Source organism: Nostoc sp. UIC 10890, assembly GCF_054786515.1.
The window spans coordinates 832,968-850,382 of record NZ_JBSGKF010000001.1; the positions used below are offsets into that span (position 1 = coordinate 832,968).

The window sequence follows — 17,415 nt, forward strand, 5'->3', positions numbered from 1 at the left end:
CCTGTAGATATTAAGTGAGTTCATTTGAGTTGAAATTTAAATGTAAGGAACTGTATTATGACTGCTACTTCTAACCAGATTAAATCCAAGGTTTGGGACAAAAAACAAGAGTATCCCTTAACTACAGAGTCTTTAAGAATGCTGTTGGAAAACCGAATTCCTTTAATTCGGCTAAAAGAATTTGCTACACCCCAAGAGTGTGAGATGTTAGTCAATCAAGCTGAATTATTCAACTTTGATTGCTATCAAAATGTGAATCCTAAGATTGAGCGAATTGGTATCACAGTGTTTGAATATAATCGCATTAGTAAAGCAGCTTATTTTCAAGCAGTAGAACGCACAACTAAATTAAGAGACTGCATTATGGCAGCCTCTTTTAATCCATTAGAACGCTTAATGGTGAAAATTCGAGAGTGTACAGGTGCGACTGTACGAATTGCTTCGGAACCACTCTATGGTAGTTATTATGCAGGACTGATCAGAAAAATAGAACGGGGTACTCAACTTCATATTGATTATGCTCCGTTAGAACAATCAAAATGGGAAATTGGTACAGTTATTTATCAACTTTCTTGGAATTTGTACTTGAAATTTTCTCCAAACAATCATGGTCAAACACGTATTTACGATCGCCAGTGGCAACCAGGAGATGACCAATACAAACTCGATTCCTACGGCTATGGTGATACAGTAATTGCAGATGCAGACGCGATCGCCTTCCAACCTTATGTAGGAGATGTGTTCATTTTCAATACACGCAACTATCACACTGTTGAACCGATGGATGGACAACGTGTGACTTTCACCTCTGCGATCGGATTACTACCTAACGGTGAAATTATTTTGTGGTCTTGAATGTGAGCAGCAGGAAGCAATTTGGTAAATATAGTGAGGAGTAATTCATGCCCTTAGCAGCTGTAATGACTGCACCTAATCAACCAGTTGAAGTGCAACAATTACCAGAGCCGATTCTGGAAAAGGGTGGAATCATTCTTGAAACCTTATATTCTGAGGTTTGTGGAACTGATGTACATTTACTACATGGGCGTTTAGAGGGAGTACCGTATCCCATCATCCCTGGACACTTCTCAGTTGGTCGTGTGGTGGAAACAGGTGGAGCAGTTAGTGATGTCAATGGTAAATTAATTCAGCCTGGAGCGATCGCTACTTTTTTAGATGTCCATGAAACCTGTTACAACTGCTGGTATTGTCTAGTAGCCAAAGCATCCACTCGCTGTCCAAAACGTAAAGTTTATGGTGTCACCTACTCAGCAAATGATGGATTGCTCGGTGGTTGGTCTGAACTGATTTACCTCAAACCAGGAGTTAAAGTTCTCACTTTACCCGAAGAAGTCTCACCAAAGCAATTCATTGCTGGAGGATGTGCCTTACCAACTGCACTACACGCTATTGATCGAGCGCAGATTCAAATTGGTGATGTTGTCGTGGTTCAGGGTTGCGGGCCTGTGGGTTTGAGTGCGGCAATTCTAGCTTTGCTATCAGGTGCAGGCAAAGTAATTGTCATAGATAAATTTGAGAGCCGATTAGTAGTTGCAAAATCCTTCGGTGTAGATGAAACCCTTGCAATTAAGGCTGATGATCCACGACAACATATTGAGCGGGTTTTGGAATTAACCAACGGACACGGTGCTGATGTCACTATTGAAGCCACAGGCATTCCTATTGCTGTCAAAGAGGGCTTAAATATGACCCGAAATGGAGGTCGCTATGTTATTGTCGGGCATTACACAAATACGGGTGAGATTCTCATCAATCCACACCTAGAAATTAATCTAAAACATATTGATATTCGCGGGACTTGGGGAATTGATTTCAGCCATTTTTATAGAATGATTGAATTACTAAAACGTCATAGCGATCCAAGTAAAAATATTGCTTGGTCAAGCATAATTAGTCGTTCATATACACTAAAAGAAATTAATCAAGCACTGGCAGATGTAGAGCAAGGCTCTGTATTAAAAGCTGTGATTCAACCTAATCTATCTTGATGCCAATATATCAAATAATAGGAATAAGATATGCTCGAAGATTTACAAATTGCCTTTATCGGTGGTGGCACGATGGGCGAAATGATAATTACTAGATTGTTATCAACGAAAATTGTTCCAAAAGCCGATCTAATTATAGTCAGCGATCCAGTTTCTGCGCGATGCCTTCATTTAGAAAGGGAATATGGAGTACGTACTACAACCTCCAATATAGAAGCGGTTCTTGGCGCATCTATTGTGATATTGGCGGTGAAGCCGCAGGTTTTGGCAGAGGTTCTGGGTATGCTTAAGGATAAAATTCCACCTAATGCTTTAGTAATTAGTATTGTGAGTGGAGCGAGTATTTCATCTCTGTGCCAAGGGTTGAATCATTCTGCTGTTGTCCGTACAATGCCCAATATTGCAGTACAAGTTGGTCATGGGACTACGGTTTGGAGTGCATCATCAAGTGTGACAGAGATACAGCGATCGCATACCCAAATAATTTTACAAGCATTAGGTAAGGAATTTGCTACCCAAAATGAACATTACCTTGATATGGCAACGGCGTTAAGTAGCGCTGGGACTGGATTTGTGTTTCTGTACATCGAAGCGATGATTGATGCTGGGGTTCAAATGGGTTTAACTCGGACACAAGCCCAAGAATTAACATTGCATACGATTGCTGGTAGTGTAGAACTTATGTTTCAGACTGATGAACATCCAGCAGTTTTACGAAACAAGGTAACTAGTCCTGGCGGAGTGACTGCTGCTGGTCTTTACGAGTTAGAAAAAGGTAGTATGCGAACTGTTATTTCTAATGCAGTGCTTGCTGCTTTAAGCCGCACTCAACAACTAGGTAATATCAGTTGAAAAATTAGCGCTGATTGGAGTTACTTATTCGGTACTTCTTACTAATTATTCAGCACTGAAAAGTATTAAAGTTGATAAAAGATTTTTATTTATTTCTCAAATATGCCAACCCAAGTTGTTCAAGCTCAACCCTCAAGAAATGTTTTTTCAGATTTTACCCAATTCTGGGAGAATGTCAAAGCGATCGCTGGGCCTTACTGGTATCCAACAAAACCAGGGCAAAGAGCATTCTCAGACGTAATTCGCGCATGGGGAATGCTTATTCTCCTAATATTACTAATCATCGGATTTGTAGGTGTAACTGCTTTTAATAGTTTTATTAATCGCTACATAGTAGATATCATACTTCAAGAAAAAGATTATTCTAAATTTGTTAATATTATATACTTTTATGCTGCTGGACTTGTCTTGGTAACGCTTTTATTAGGATTTTCTAGATTTGTTAGAAAACAAATTGCTCTTGATTGGTACAAATGGCTTAATAATCAAATTTTAGATAAATATTTAAGCAATCGTGCTTATTATCAAATTAATTTTAAAACTGACATTGATAACCCGGATCAACGCTTATCCCAAGAAATTGAACCAATTACCAGTAATGCCCTCAATTTTTCAGCTACTTTCCTAGAAAAAGTACTGGAAATGATAACTTTTGCAATAATTATCTGGTCAATTTCCCAACAGATTGCTATTGCTCTGATTATTTATACGATTATGGGTAATTTTATCGCTGTCTACTTAAATCAAGAATTAAATAGTATTAATCAAGCGGAAATTGAATCTAAAGCTGACTATAATTACTGCCTAACTCATGTTCGCAATCACGCAGAATCGATAGCTTTTTTTAGAGGAGAAAAACAAGAATTAAATATAATTGAGCGTCGATTTAGTAAGTTGATAACCAACATTAAACGCAAGATTGATTGGGAGAGAAATAGAGACGTTTTTAACAGAGCATATCAGGTTGCTATCGAACTTTTTATGTTATTCATACTTGCACCTTTATATATTAAAGGTGAAATTGATTTCGGACAAGTTGGACAAGCTAGTGTAGCTAGCTTTATGTTTGCTACTGCTTTGGGAGAACTAATAACTGCATTTGGCACTTCTGGAAATTTTTCGAGTTATGTTGAGCGTTTAGCTGAGTTTTCGGGCGCGTTAGAAGAAGTGACCAAACAACCAGAGAATGTAAGTACCATTAAAACACTAGAAGAAAATCATCTTGCTTTTGAGAATGTCACCTTACAAACGCCCAATTATGAACAGGTAATCGTTGAAAACTTGTCTTTGTCTGTTCAACCGGGAGAAGGTTTATTGATTGTGGGGCCAAGTGGTCGAGGAAAAAGTTCTTTATTGAGAGCGATCGCTGGTTTATGGAATGCAGGGACTGGTCGTCTGGTGCGACCTCCCTTAGAAGAAGTCTTGTTTTTGCCACAACGTCCTTATATCATCTTGGGAACTTTGCGCGAACAGTTACTTTATCCTAATACCAGTCGTCAAATGACCGATGCAGAACTCAAAGAGGTTCTACAACAAGTTAATCTGCAAAACTTGCTAAGTCGAGTCGATGGCTTCGATACAGAAGTTCCTTGGGAGAACATATTATCATTGGGAGAACAACAACGTCTGGCTTTTGCACGACTAATAGTTACTCATCCTAGCTTCACTATATTAGACGAAGCAACGAGTGCTTTGGATTTGGAAAATGAAGGAAGGTTGTATCAACAGTTACAAGAGACAAAAACAACCTTTATTAGTGTTGGACATCGGGAAAGCTTATTTAATTATCATCAATGGGTGTTAGAACTTTCACAAGAATCTAATTGGCAACTTGTTTCTATACAAGATTATCAATTGCAAAAAGGAATTGCTGTTAACTCATCACAAAAAGAGCAAATTACGGTAGATATTTACCCTCAAAATGAACTCAAAATAAAACTAGAATCAGCAGCGATGTCTAACGACAAGACCTTCGGGATCGAGAGTGACGCTCGTAGACTCGCTAACGCTACGCTATCGCAATCGACGGGAACCGACTTGACGCAGCCTCTCGTAGATAAGACTGCGACTCCCTCACCGCAAAGCGTCTACGCCACAATTATAGGACTTTCTCATAAAGAGCTTCAGACATTAACTGACTATTCTATTAGTACTATCAGAAGCAAGGCTAGTCAAGAAAAGTCTGTGACTACTAAGGATGGTGTAACCTACCGCTATAACAAAAACCCGGAGGTATTGAAATGGGTAATAGATTAAGGCTATAGGAATCCGCTTTGATTTCTGAACGAATTTGCGTGGAAAGGCAATAGGCAATAGTCAAGAAGGCTTCTTAGTTGTACTGAGTTTTTTCAAAAATCAAATATGAATTTTATAGTACAACACGGCAGAAATAAACCAATCATTCCAAATCAACGAAACCCTTATGCTGTATTCATTTTTAATTTTTAATTTTTAACGTTATCTCAACCTAATGTGCGTGACTGCTGGATGCGATCGCTCTTGTCGATTCCCATCACTGAACCAAAAGCGATCGCAACTCTTTTTACTTAGGTTGACTCCAATATTACGAATGAGGCTCTCCCAACACCACAATTGAGCACTTCAATTCTTGAATCATCTGCGTTGTCACTTCGCTAACGGCTAATCCCCCGGCTGTGCGATAACGGACGGAACGTAATACTGCTAAATCAAACGCCTCAGCTTCCCGAATTACGACTCTAGCAACATCATCACCCTTGATTGTTTGGATATTGGTATTCACCTGTAACTGGCTTTTAGAAGCAATTTCAGACAATTGAGACACAAATTTTTCGACCCGAATCGGGGGTGATTTGCGATCGCATACGTGTAACAGCACAACTTCCGCCTGATTAACATCAGCTAAAATTTGAGCAAACCGTAAAGCACCGATGGTTTGGCGCGTTAAGTCTCCAACTGGTACAAGAATTCTTTTGATTGTCTTGGGACTGCTCAATAGGCGTGTAACTGCTACCGGACAGTGAGAAGACCAAAACACGCTATCAATGACATTACCAAATAAGCGGGCACGTAAACCTGTTGTCCGTGACCAACCCATCACTATTAAACTAGCATTTTGTTCTCGACTGGTGCGGCTAATTGCCAAAGCTATATCATCATCAATCCGATTGGCAGGTGAAACTTCTACATCAAATTCTTGACTGATTTCTCTAGCTAAACTTAATCTTTGCTGACTGTGATCAAGTTCTGTTACTAATTGCGGATTGTCCATCTGAATATGTGCTCTGGTAATAGCTAATGGCACAATTCTTCCAGATTCATGACTAGCCAGCAGTGCTGCCATTTCTATTAGATAGCGCTGGGTTTGGGGATTGTAAATTGGTACTACTACAGTAAATGGATATTGCTTTTGTTCTACTAGTTGAGTTTCACTACTTTCCCACCAAGTTGTCAAACTATCTGTTTCAAAATCTGTCTGAGAAAGCTGTAACGCAGAAGCAAATCGTGCTGTTATTATGGGCCCCAAAATTGCTGTCACCAGCATGAGGACAATCACACTGTTTAAAACACCTTCATTAATTAAGCGCTCACCAGCAGGATTTACCGTTTGATATGCAACTAAGGCTGCTGCTAGTGTGGCTGCTACCTGTGGAAGTGACAATGACCACATCGTTAGCAATTCTGGCGTATTGTAGCGGTATAACAGTTTGGCTAAGAATGCTGCAATAAACTTGCTGCCAATCAAAGCTACTACAATTACCACAGTCAGCCAAACTGAACTGAGAGTTCTTATAAATGCAGGAATATCAATCAATAATCCCATGTCCACAAAGAAACATGGAATAAATAAAACACTGCCAATAAACTCAATTTTTTCTTTAACAGGGCTACGTCCTAGAACATCATTAACTGCTAAACCTGCTAAAAATGCACCAACAATTTTCTCAATTCCAATTACCTGTGCTCCGACAGATGCCAAAAACAATGCTAGTAATATAAACAAAAACTGGTTACTTTGTTCATCCCCAGAGCGGCGAAAAAACTCTTTTCCTGCCCAGTCAAAGCCAAACAAAACAACAGCAGAATAAATTGCTAATCCACCTAACAAAGTAGCTAAACTTAAAGCCGAGAATTGCCCCCCATGAATTCCAACACAAATTGCTAACACCAGCAAAGCACCTGTGTCAGTAAAAATAGTTGCACCAATTGTGACGGTTACAGCTTCATTTGTAACCACTCCCAAACGACTCACAATCGGATATGCCAAGAGAGTATGAGAGGCTAGTAAAGAACCAATGAGGACGGCAGTATTCCAGCTAAAATTGAATAAACGTCCAACAGCAATACCAGCAATTAGTGGCACTAAGAATGTCAGTATACCAAAGCCAATTGAGCGATTTTTAGTTTTACGGAACTGCTCTAGGTCAATTTCTAAACCCGCCACAAACATTAAATAAATCTTGCCGATATCCGAGAGCAAATTGATAGTTTCAGACTCAGAATTTAACAGTTTTAATCCATTCTGTCCTAGTACTACGCCTGCTACTAACAAACCCACTAATCCAGGTAGTCGCAGTCGCTCAAAGATAGGAGGTATAGTAAAGATTACTGTTAGGAGAATTGTAAATGCAACGATAGGACTGTCTGTGAGCGAGTTCAGTGTCATATGTAATCAATCAGCCTAAATGGTAGATGTACAATAAGCATACGAAATCTTACTTAAAATTTTTGTATACTCGGTTTCATTAGTGACAGATCATTAAATCTTTAACAGGATAAATGTTGCGATCGCAATGTCAATTCTATCTTAAGGAGGGATTTTTTACATCCATAGATATAAATATCGATGGAATTTTAACTTACAAAATTTATGGATATTTAAATGAATATAGATAATATTGAGCGCTCATCAATCGTCAAACCATAGAAAAATAGAATTTTTTGTTTAAATAAAATATTAGCTTAACAAAGATTGAAAGATAAAAATAATGCTAATAAGTAGCGAAATTCAAACATAAAGTTTGGTAATCCCAAGCAATGGAGAGCAATCGAATAAGTCTCACCATCTACTCATTTATTTGGAAGTAATTTGCTCTTATATGCAAAGGGTATAGCTAAAATCGATGAAACTCAAGTTGAAGAAGAATACAGAATTCAGAATCAATATATAGCAATCCGATTTGATTTCTGAATCACTCGTAGAGGCAAGGGACTGGGGATTGGGGAACTCGGGGCCCCCTCTGGGGATTAGGGGCAATGGGGACTGGGAAGAAGGAATAAAGGTGTACTGAGTTTTGTTCAAAAATCAAATATGAGTCCTATAGTTGGGGATATCCTACGGGAAGCAAACTACAGACCCGCCAGGAGTTGTAGAACACTAAATTTTATTGTTTTGTGTGGAACTTCAAACCCGTTGATTATACAGCTTGATTTTTGCTCGTCTGGCTGGAATTCGGCATTCTAACTTCTCTGTGTACGTAAGTATCTTTGCTTATGAGTGAACTATCATCTGGAAAAATCTGGAAGAGCGCTTTTATAGGTTCCTATCAATGATAATTTTAAGCATTGGGAACTCCTAAAAATCAAAGTTTATGAACGCAGCCGACGACAAAACGATTGTTCGCGAGTATTTCAATTCCACAGGGTTTGACCGTTGGAAGCGAATTTACGGCGATGGCGAAGTCAACAAAGTCCAACTAGACATCCGCAATGGACACCAGCAAACCGTGGATACAGTTCTCGGCTGGCTGAAGGCTGATAACAATTTACCAGAGCTATCAATCTGTGATGCTGGATGTGGTGTTGGTAGTCTCAGCATTCCTCTGGCGGGAGATGGTGCTAAAGTCTATGCCACCGATATTTCGGAAAAAATGGTGGAAGAAGGCAAGGACAGAGCAAAGGAAACTTTGGGAAATGGTGAAAATCCCACTTTTGCTGTGCAGGATTTGGAATCGTTGAGTGGTAGTTACCATACCGTTATTTGCTTGGATGTTCTCATCCACTACCCCCAAGAAAAAGCGGATGAGATGATATCTCACCTCTGTTCTTTAGCACAGTCGCGGATAATTCTCAGTTTTGCACCGAAGACCTGCGCTCTGAGTATACTCAAGAAAATTGGCAGTTTCTTTCCTGGGCCAAGTAAAGCGACTCGTGCATATTTGCATCGTGAGGCTGATGTGGTGAGAATTTTGGAAAGTAATGGCTTTTCTTTGCAACGACAGGCAATGACAAAGACTCGCTTCTATTTTTCCCGCCTACTAGAAGCTACACGTAACTGATGTGAAAATCGCAGCAAGAAAAATACTATATCTTTGCTGCGATTTGACAATCTTAAGTGTTAACACTGGAAGATGTTGGATTTGGTACTGAGTTTAGCTTTCGATTTTGGCTATCGCTCTGATTGTGAGCATAAACAATCATCATAAAGGAAGCGATCGCAGCTGCTCCTAAGAAAATGATCCCAGGAATTAACCAGATTTCCCCTCTATTCCGATAAATTTTATCCTTAGAAGCTTTAACAGAAATTTTTATATTGACGAGATGATATTGATGGTTTTGTAGTATGGACATCTACCCTATCCTGTCATTGTTAAATCAGGCACAATCCCTGCCCTACAATCATCCTGAGTTGGTGTAAGCTCGAATCTTTACATAAAATTAAGTATATTTAAAATATTACATGATTACTAGTGTAATTTGTAAGCGCTTAATTATGCTTGCTTTTTCAAGCTAGGTACACCAAGAAGTCCGGTGCAATCACTAAAAAACTGTCCAGGGGAGTAGATTGATATATTGGAACCTCTGCAAAAGTAAGGTTAGAATCTCTAGCAAAGTTCAAATCTGAAGTGGAACTATGAAAACTGCTGAAAAATTGGCTGCCGGTTGGCTACTGACACTCGGATTCATGTTTTTAACGCTCTCAGCATCAGCAGCACTAGAAAAATTTGCTACACGTAAAGTGTACATACCAGTAAAAGATGCGTATGATTTTACCGCACCAAATCCTACTCCTGAAGATGATAATACTGCTGTTGGTGGTCTAATTTTTGGTGTCCCTAGCCTGACACTGGGGGCATGGTTAGCATTGGGATTGTATCGTCAAAGTCGGCAGGAGAAAAAGGCACTTAATCAACAACGTAGCGATCGCTTGCAATCGATTTTTTATGAGATGCTACAAGAAAATCATGGGCGCGTAACTGTTTTAGGCTTTGCCATACAATCACAAATACCCGCAGCTAACGCCAGACAATATTTAGATGAAAAAGCTAAAGAATTCAATGCAAACTTTAAGGTGAACGAAGAAGGGGCTGTATCATATCATTTTGATGTCTAATTGTCATTTGTCCTTTGTTATTTGTCCCTTGTTATTAACTAATGACCAATGACTAATGACTAATGACTAATAATAAACTTACGGCTAAGTGTAATGACGCAGATTTTTTTGAGCGTAGCTGCCATTTTAGGCGGTTTGTCAGTTGCGGCTGGTGCTTTTGCTTCCCATGCCTTGCGGGAAAAAATTAGTGAGCGATCGCTAGAAATTTTTGAAACTGGCGCTCGTTACCAAATGTATCATGCTCTGGCACTTTTCTTAGTAGCCATACTAATTAGTCGTACCGAGTCCCCTCAACCTACTCTCATCGCCAGTGGATGGCTGTTTCTCATTGGAATTGCTATTTTCTCAGGTAGCTTGTATGCCCTTAGCTTAACCGGTATTAAATCCTTGGGAGCGATCGCACCACTAGGCGGTGTAGCCTTTCTTAGTGGTTGGGGTGCTTTAGCTTTCGCTGCTTGGAATTTGAAGTTGTAAAAAAGTTAGGAGTGGTAGAAACGTGATTAATCGCGTCTCTACTGGGTTAGGAGTTGGGAGTTTCTAACTCCCAACTCCATTTATTAGAGGCTAAATTCCCTCCTTTTTATAACAGATTTTATTTATCTGCAAAATCATGAACGGCGATTTCTAGTAATTAAATATTTTTCTAAAGTGAGGCGCACCTAATATTTTCCAACAAATAGGATTACCAATTCATAAAACTTATTTCCGTAATATTACAGAAGTCATGAATACAAAAAAACAATAAACTGCACAAGTATATTACTAAATAGCAGTTAAGAATTTTACATTTGTAATATTATTTAGACTTATGAAACGGCGCAACCTGCTTTGGTATTCGCTACTGTTTGCTGCTGGCTGCACAACAGGAGTAAATTCTACTAATAATAGCTCAGATCAAATAGCAATAACTGCACCAAAAAACCTTAAATTTGCAGTTACAGATGTCACTGGGATTGAAGATTTACAACGAGATTTTGGAATTTTCCGCACTACATTAGAAGAAATATTAGGCATAAAAGTTGAGTTTTTTCCTGTGGAAAATCCCACAGCAGCAGCACCAGCATTGTTATCGAGAGAGGTGGATATTGTATTTGCAGGGCCTTCAGAATACTTGATTTTAAATGCCAGGGCAAAGGCTATTCCTATAATTGCTATTGAGCGCACAAACTACCATTGCATTATTGTAGTTCGTGCAGATAGCAAAATTAAATTATTATCTCAATTGAAAGGCAAAACAATTGCTATGCGAACAGTTGGCTCAACTTCTGGACATATTGCTCCCACAAAGCTACTAATAGACGCTGGATTAGATCCAAAAACTGACTTCAAAACTGTCATGTTGGATGATAGAGGAGTACAAGCATTAAAAAAAGGTGAAGTAGATGCCTGGGCGACTGCATCTGACAGATACAAAAACATTTTGGAATCTGAGGGCTTAATTGAAAAAGATTTTTCTGTAATATTTAAAGGGCCATTACTTCCCAATGATGTATTTGTTGCTAGTAACCATTTTGCATCTAGCTTTATAGCAGATATGCAATCCCGTATGATTAAGCATCAAGATAAACTAATTCAAAGTTTGGTGACAGCTAAAGCGAACCAAAAGTATAAAGGAAGCAAGTTAATTCTAGCAAACGATGCTGATTATAATATAATTCGTGAAGTTTATCAAAAAATCGGTCAAGGAAACTTTTTATAATAAAATAGTTGATAAATTAATGATAATTAATACGAAAAAATGCTTGGAAGTTATTTTTAGATATCCTAGTTACTTAAGCGATAACTGGAGCATTTATAAAAAAATTATTTATGGCTATACTGTAGCAATTAGTATTGCTTTTATAGGGACAACAAGTGGCTTTTTAATTGCATACCGCTATGAAACACTTGCCCAAGAACAGTTAAATTTATCTTATCAACAACAATCTCTATTAAAAAATTTAGAAAATACAATAACTAGAGTAAGGCTCCATCCACAAAGGTTAGTTACTGTATTAGAAAATACTATTTGGTTAGAATTTGAAAAAAATAAATTCATTGACGAAATTAATCAGGTTAATCAGCAGTTGGCTGAATTACGGGTGTTTATAAAGACACACCCCCATGATTTGACAATAAATAATATGGACTTGTTGAATTTATTGAACAATTATCAAAAAAATAGCCAAATATATACTCAGAAAGTAAAAGCTTTTTGGCAGCAGATTGAACAAAATCAGTTATCCGTAAACAAAGCAAAAGCTAACCAGGCACAGTTATTATTTTTTTTGAATCAAGAAGCTAATCTTTCGGTTGAGTTTGAGAAACTTTCAGACGAATTAATTCGGATTATAGGATATGCTGAAATTCAAAAAAAGCAAGCAAATGTTAGTTTTGGTGATGCCCAAAAATTGCGAATTAAAGTTATTGTTGGAAGCTTGCTGTTATCAGGTGCGATCGCAGCTATACTAGCAGTATATACCAGTCAGTTAATTGCACGTCCCCTACAAATAGTTACTAGCGTTGCCAGAAAAATTACGCAAGAGTCAAATTTTACACTGAGAGCTAATATTACAAGCAATGATGAAGTAGGAACATTAGCTACTTCTCTTAATCAATTAGTGGAATGGGTGGAAGATTACACCCAAGAACTAAAGCTAGCTCACCAAAGTTTAGAGCAACGCGTAGAAGAACGAACCCAAGAACTAGAACTAGCTCGCCAAACTTTAGAGCAACGCGTAGAAGAACGAACCCAAGAACTTCAAAGAACTCTGCAAGACTTAAAAGAAGCTCAGGGGCAATTAATTCAAACAGAAAAAATGTCTTCTCTTGGGCAGATGGTAGCAGGTATAGCCCATGAAATTAATAATCCTGTTAACTTTATCTATGGGAATATTGAATGCGCTAGTGACTATACTCAAGATTTGCTAAATCTAGTGACTTTATACCAGAAACAATATCCAAATCCTATTCATTTAATAGAAGAAAACATTGAAAAAATTGATTTAAATTTTATTCATAAAGATTTGCCTAGCCTACTTTGTTCTATGAAAATTGGTGCTCAACGTATTCGAGAAATTGTGTTATCTTTGCGGAATTTTTCTCGATTAGATGAAGCTGAAATGAAAGAGGTAGATATTCATGAAGGTATTGAAAATACTCTGTTAATTCTTAATCACAGACTTCAACAAGACATTGAAGTAATTAAAAAATATGGAATTTTACCCTTGATTGAGTGTTATCCATCACAACTAAATCAGGTATTTATGAATATTTTGAGTAATGCGATAGATGCTCTGCTAGATCAAAAAGCTCATTCAGTTAAAAGTAGAAAAATTATTATAAATACATTAAATATAGATAATAATTATATCAAAGTAGGGATCAGAGATAACGGCTCTGGAATTCCACCAGAGATTAAAAATAAACTATTTGATCCTTTTTTCACAACTAAGCCAGTGGGTAAAGGTACTGGATTAGGCTTAAGTATTTGTTATCAGATCATTGATAAACACAAAGGTAAAATAGAAGTAATTTCAGAATTAGAAGAAGGAACAGAGTTTGCAATAATTTTACCTATTAAAACATAAACAAACTATAGCAATCCTAAATCATTCGTGAAAAATTAGATCCCCGACTTCTTCGAGAAGTCGGGGATCTAGACATCGCACATTTTCACAACTCATTTAGGATTGCTATAGTACCATTATCTACAAGTAATACATAATTTAAATTTACTAAAATTCTGTATTTTAAAACAATCATGAGCGAGAAGTGATGAACTCATGATTCATAGCTTCTTGTTCTCAAATGTATCAACAAATTATGCAAAGCCGCACTCGCTGAAGGTACTTCAGGTAATGGGCTAGATGCATATGCTTCCTGCAACCTATTACGCAGACGCTCATATTCTCTTTGATGAAAATCTATATTAAAATCTGACAAAATAGACCTTTCTGTACCCGCTAACTTTTGGGCGATTAAATCAGGAATATATGGTAAATTAAAAACCTCATTTAGATTAATTAAATTAGCTTCAACTATCCCTGTTTGCATCAGATAAATCCCAGCTAACAGGACTCGATAAACATAAAGTAACGGCTTAATCCTATACGCATCTTCTTTCTCGAAAAGTTTCCATTGTGTCGTAGCAAAACCAATATAATGGTAGCTATGATGACGGGTAATACAATTTTTGGCAATAATTTTCAATTCATCATGTTCGGGTGAAGTTGTTAATATTAAGGGTGAGTACAGTTGTTCTAACACATAGCCATTCTTTTTAAGTAGCATCAAAAATAATTTTTTGACATCATGAGTGACTAAATCAATTTCCAAAGATTCACGAACTTCTGAAACTTCAATAGTTTCATTCCCCGTCTCTAATCCCACCACTTCTGTAACTGGTAAAATATGCACACCACGCAAGTCATAATCAGAATCATCTGACGGAAAGCCATATAAGTGAGAACCGCTGATAGTTGCAAATAAAAGCGGGTAAGGCTGTTGTTCAATAATTGTTATAATAGAGTTTGGAATTTTCATAATTTTTTCTTATATTAAATTATCATTAGCAATACCATCAACCAAAATATCAATCATTTTGGGTATACCACTGACAAATGGTTCTTGGATTAGTTCCATTAGCTCATCATCAAATACCCATGTTTTATTATGTCTATATGGAAAAATTACCATTATTGAGTTAAGCATCAGTCATTGGTTTTTAATTATTGGTAATTAATCTTTATTATTTGTCTATTTTATTGAACATTACTCCTGAAGTTCAAAATTACGCCAAAATAATACAAGTTTGTATCAAACATTAGTAAGCTAAATGTTTTGTGTAGTGAGGAGGTCAATAGGGTGATATGAGGTAGCACTCGTTAACAACGATAGTGCAAATTTATCCAAAAGTCAGCTAATTCTCAGTGAAAAAGCTTACTCCATACAGCTATTGGGAGCAAATACTTTAATCATGTGCCGTTTACTTGCTTACCTCGGTTCGCCTATTTCTTTAGAATATCTTCTGTATAAACCAGAACACTCACTGATAGTCCAGAGTTATCAACCCCGCGAAATGACCTCTGGGGTAGTAAATGCAGATGGCTTTGGTGTGGGTTGGTATCATAGTCAAAAAGATACTGACCCTTTTATCTACAAAAATACCCTGCCTATTTGGAATGATATAAACTTACCCAGTCTCAGCCGTTACGTTGAATCTAAATGTGTACTTGCTTATGTCCGTAGTGCTACACCAGGCCAAGCTGTAGATTTTGCTAATTGTCAGCCCTTTAATCATCAACAACAGCTATTTATTCACAATGGACGAATCGAAAATTTCCACAAAACATTACACAGAAAAATCCGCAGCACTTTAACCCAAGAATTTTACGAAAAAATTAATGGTAGTACTGACTCTGAACACATTTTTGCCTTGTTACTTTCACAAAGTCAAATCAATAAACATCGACCTCCAGAATATGCTTTACGCAACACATTATTAACGCTTTTAGAGATGGCAAAACGCTATCAAGTAGAAGCCTCACTCAACGTAGTTTTTAGTGATGGGCATCGCCTGATAGCTTCTCGATTTGCTACCAATTCACCAGTTCCATCTCTTTACTGGATAAGAGATGATCCGACTTTTCCAAAATCTGTAATTATTGCATCCGAACCTCTATTTATAGGTAATTGGATTGCTTGCCCAGAAAATAGCATTATTAGTGTGGGAGCAGACTGTGAGATCCAAATTGAGCAAATCTAGTGTGAAAGAGGTTATTTTTCAAGCCTTTTATGAATGTCGTCTGCAAACTTTTGCACTGTTCCAGGATATGGACGAAGCCACATTCTGTAGTCAGCCTCATCCTGACTTTAGCCCTGTTGGCTGGCACTTGGGGCATATTGCCTATATCGAGTCTTTATGGTTGCTAGAGCGCAGTGCAGGTAGCCCTTGTTTGTTTCCGCAATACCGTAAGCTATTTGCGGCTGATGGTTTACCCAAATCAGAACGTGTTCATTTACCAAACTTAGAGGAAATTCGTTATTACCTAGACACAGTTAGAGAAAAAGTTCTTGAATACCTAGAATTAGCTGACATTGAGCAGCAAGAACGTCTATGGCACTTTTTGATTCAGCACGAAAGTCAGCACTGTGAAATTATTAGTTTTGTCTTGGAATTAAACAAGAGGCAGGAGGCAGAAGTTGTTACCCTCCACATCCCGACATCCTCCACTCCTTTTACCGAAATGATTCGAATCCCAGCAGGTGAATTTGAACAGGGAAGCGACTCAATTGATGCACTAGATAACGAGCGCCCTGCCCATCGAGTGTATTTGGATACATATCTGATTGACCGCTACCCTGTGACTTGTGGACAGTATCGTGAATTCATCGAGGCGGGAGGCTACCAAAATTCTCAATGGTGGTCAGAAGACGGTTGGCAATGGTTACAAGTTGAGTCAGTGATTCAACCACTTTACTGGTGCAGCGATGCCTACAGCAGCAAGCTACGGAGTTATGATAGTCACCCGGTTTGCGGTGTTAGCTGGTATGAGGCCGAGGCTTACTCCCGGTTTGTGGGTAAGCGGCTACCCACAGAAGCCGAATGGGAAAAAGCAGTCAGTTGGGATGCACAGACTAATAGTCACCGCACCTATCCTTGGGGAGATGAAAAACCAACCGCCCAACAGTGTAATTGTGTAGGCGTAACCCATCCTAGACATAGCCTAATTGGAAAGACAACAGCAGTAAATGCCTACCCTGCTGGGCAAAGTACCTATGGTTTGTACGATACTCTCGGCAATGTCTGGGAGTGGACAGATTCCTGGTTTGATGGCTACAACGGTTTCCAAAGTTACCCTTACAGAGGTTACTCGCAAGTTTATTTTGACCACCAGCACCGTGTTTTAAAAGGCGGTAGTTGGGCAACTCGTTCTTGGGCACTGCGTTCTAGTTTTCGCAATTGGTATCATCCCGGTGTACGCCAACTTTTCGCAGGGTTTCGCTGTGCTGCTGATGAAAAACTCCACCCACAAGGGCATGGAGTTTTTGGGCATGGGGAATAGGGCATGGGTCATGGGGAAGTAACGGGTTAGTAATAGCACTTAAACGCTTACTTGCTGTCATTTTAATGGGAAAATCGCTATAAATAGCACTAATGCTTGAGCAATATTGCTCAAGCATGATTTTATTAGCTATGACAATGTGTTTCACTGATTGGGGTAAAGGTCTGCCAGAAAAGGTAACTTATTACGCCAAGCA

14 protein-coding genes are annotated in these 17,415 nt (G+C 38.3%); 11 read left to right on the plus strand and 3 right to left on the minus strand.

Annotated elements, in window-relative coordinates; all coding sequences use genetic code 11:
• Positions 1 to 57: 57 nt before the first annotated feature.
• The 4 genes from ACWATR_RS03250 (at position 58) to ACWATR_RS03265 (ending at position 5,117) form a co-directional block, all read left to right on the plus strand.
• Entirely contained in the window at positions 58 to 855 is a 798-nt protein-coding gene (locus tag ACWATR_RS03250) for a 2OG-Fe(II)-dependent halogenase WelO5 family protein (protein ID WP_460329481.1), read from the plus strand.
• A gap of 47 nt (positions 856 to 902) precedes the next feature.
• Positions 903 to 2,009 (plus strand): zinc-binding dehydrogenase, encoded by a 1,107-nt coding sequence (locus ACWATR_RS03255; protein ID WP_460329483.1) that lies wholly within the window; start codon positions 903 to 905, stop codon positions 2,007 to 2,009.
• A gap of 30 nt (positions 2,010 to 2,039) precedes the next feature.
• Positions 2,040 to 2,861, plus strand: a complete 822-nt coding sequence (gene proC, locus ACWATR_RS03260; RefSeq protein ID WP_460329485.1) for a pyrroline-5-carboxylate reductase — start codon at positions 2,040 to 2,042, stop codon at positions 2,859 to 2,861.
• 102 nt (positions 2,862 to 2,963) lie between these two features.
• Positions 2,964 to 5,117 (plus strand): ABC transporter ATP-binding protein/permease, encoded by a 2,154-nt coding sequence (locus tag ACWATR_RS03265; protein WP_460329487.1) that lies wholly within the window; start codon positions 2,964 to 2,966, stop codon positions 5,115 to 5,117.
• Between the two features lie 307 nt (positions 5,118 to 5,424).
• On the opposite strand, the gene ACWATR_RS03270 is transcribed toward ACWATR_RS03265, so the two are convergent.
• Positions 5,425 to 7,506, minus strand: a complete 2,082-nt coding sequence (locus ACWATR_RS03270; protein WP_460329489.1) for a cation:proton antiporter domain-containing protein — start codon at positions 7,504 to 7,506, stop codon at positions 5,425 to 5,427.
• Positions 7,507 to 8,431: 925 nt separating this feature from the next.
• Between ACWATR_RS03270 and bchM the strand changes: the two genes are divergently transcribed.
• Complete coding sequence (bchM, locus tag ACWATR_RS03275; RefSeq protein WP_460329491.1) at positions 8,432 to 9,118, plus strand: magnesium protoporphyrin IX methyltransferase; 687 nt, start codon at positions 8,432 to 8,434, stop codon at positions 9,116 to 9,118.
• Positions 9,119 to 9,170: 52 nt separating this feature from the next.
• On the opposite strand, the gene ACWATR_RS03280 is transcribed toward bchM, so the two are convergent.
• Positions 9,171 to 9,410 (minus strand): hypothetical protein, encoded by a 240-nt coding sequence (locus ACWATR_RS03280; protein WP_460329493.1) that lies wholly within the window; start codon positions 9,408 to 9,410, stop codon positions 9,171 to 9,173.
• Positions 9,411 to 9,693: 283 nt separating this feature from the next.
• Between ACWATR_RS03280 and ACWATR_RS03285 the strand changes: the two genes are divergently transcribed.
• From ACWATR_RS03285 to ACWATR_RS03300, 4 genes are all read left to right on the plus strand, one after another.
• Positions 9,694 to 10,173, plus strand: a complete 480-nt coding sequence (locus tag ACWATR_RS03285) for a hypothetical protein (RefSeq protein WP_460329495.1) — start codon at positions 9,694 to 9,696, stop codon at positions 10,171 to 10,173.
• Positions 10,174 to 10,266: 93 nt separating this feature from the next.
• Positions 10,267 to 10,647 (plus strand): DUF423 domain-containing protein, encoded by a 381-nt coding sequence (locus tag ACWATR_RS03290; RefSeq protein WP_435024049.1) that lies wholly within the window; start codon positions 10,267 to 10,269, stop codon positions 10,645 to 10,647.
• Positions 10,648 to 10,981: 334 nt separating this feature from the next.
• Positions 10,982 to 11,872 carry a phosphate/phosphite/phosphonate ABC transporter substrate-binding protein gene (gene phnD, locus ACWATR_RS03295; RefSeq protein WP_460329497.1) on the plus strand — a complete coding sequence of 297 codons (891 nt, stop codon included), beginning with the start codon at positions 10,982 to 10,984 and terminating at the stop codon, positions 11,870 to 11,872.
• Positions 11,832 to 13,742 carry a sensor histidine kinase gene (locus tag ACWATR_RS03300; RefSeq protein WP_460329499.1) on the plus strand — a complete coding sequence of 637 codons (1,911 nt, stop codon included), beginning with the start codon at positions 11,832 to 11,834 and terminating at the stop codon, positions 13,740 to 13,742. The genes phnD and ACWATR_RS03300 overlap by 41 nt, the downstream gene beginning before the upstream one ends.
• 193 nt (positions 13,743 to 13,935) lie before the next feature.
• Here ACWATR_RS03300 and ACWATR_RS03305 read toward each other — a convergent pair whose 3' ends face one another.
• Entirely contained in the window at positions 13,936 to 14,697 is a 762-nt protein-coding gene (locus ACWATR_RS03305; RefSeq protein ID WP_460329501.1) for a nucleotidyltransferase domain-containing protein, read from the minus strand.
• A 433-nt stretch (positions 14,698 to 15,130) separates the two neighbouring features.
• Here ACWATR_RS03305 and egtC point away from each other — a divergent pair, with 433 nt between their 5' ends.
• Complete coding sequence (gene egtC, locus ACWATR_RS03310; RefSeq protein WP_460329503.1) at positions 15,131 to 15,919, plus strand: ergothioneine biosynthesis protein EgtC; 789 nt, start codon at positions 15,131 to 15,133, stop codon at positions 15,917 to 15,919.
• Complete coding sequence (egtB, locus tag ACWATR_RS03315; protein ID WP_460329505.1) at positions 15,894 to 17,219, plus strand: ergothioneine biosynthesis protein EgtB; 1,326 nt, start codon at positions 15,894 to 15,896, stop codon at positions 17,217 to 17,219. Before egtC ends, egtB begins: the two co-directional genes overlap by 26 nt.
• Positions 17,220 to 17,415 lie beyond the last annotated feature (196 nt).

Excerpts from the sequence above, each read along its gene's own strand:
- ACWATR_RS03250 (WP_460329481.1), top strand. The coding sequence starts at position 58 with ATGACTGCTACTTCTAACCAGATTAAATCCAAGGTTTGGGACAAAAAA.
- ACWATR_RS03255 (WP_460329483.1), top strand. The coding sequence starts at position 903 with ATGCCCTTAGCAGCTGTAATGACTGCACCTAATCAACCAGTTGAAGTG.
- proC (WP_460329485.1), top strand. The coding sequence starts at position 2,040 with ATGCTCGAAGATTTACAAATTGCCTTTATCGGTGGTGGCACGATGGGC.
- ACWATR_RS03265 (WP_460329487.1), top strand. The coding sequence starts at position 2,964 with ATGCCAACCCAAGTTGTTCAAGCTCAACCCTCAAGAAATGTTTTTTCA.
- ACWATR_RS03270 (WP_460329489.1), bottom strand. The coding sequence starts at position 7,506 with ATGACACTGAACTCGCTCACAGACAGTCCTATCGTTGCATTTACAATT.
- bchM (WP_460329491.1), top strand. The coding sequence starts at position 8,432 with ATGAACGCAGCCGACGACAAAACGATTGTTCGCGAGTATTTCAATTCC.
- ACWATR_RS03280 (WP_460329493.1), bottom strand. The coding sequence starts at position 9,410 with ATGTCCATACTACAAAACCATCAATATCATCTCGTCAATATAAAAATT.
- ACWATR_RS03285 (WP_460329495.1), top strand. The coding sequence starts at position 9,694 with ATGAAAACTGCTGAAAAATTGGCTGCCGGTTGGCTACTGACACTCGGA.
- ACWATR_RS03290 (WP_435024049.1), top strand. The coding sequence starts at position 10,267 with ATGACGCAGATTTTTTTGAGCGTAGCTGCCATTTTAGGCGGTTTGTCA.
- phnD (WP_460329497.1), top strand. The coding sequence starts at position 10,982 with ATGAAACGGCGCAACCTGCTTTGGTATTCGCTACTGTTTGCTGCTGGC.
- ACWATR_RS03305 (WP_460329501.1), bottom strand. The coding sequence starts at position 14,697 with ATGAAAATTCCAAACTCTATTATAACAATTATTGAACAACAGCCTTAC.
- egtC (WP_460329503.1), top strand. The coding sequence starts at position 15,131 with ATGTGCCGTTTACTTGCTTACCTCGGTTCGCCTATTTCTTTAGAATAT.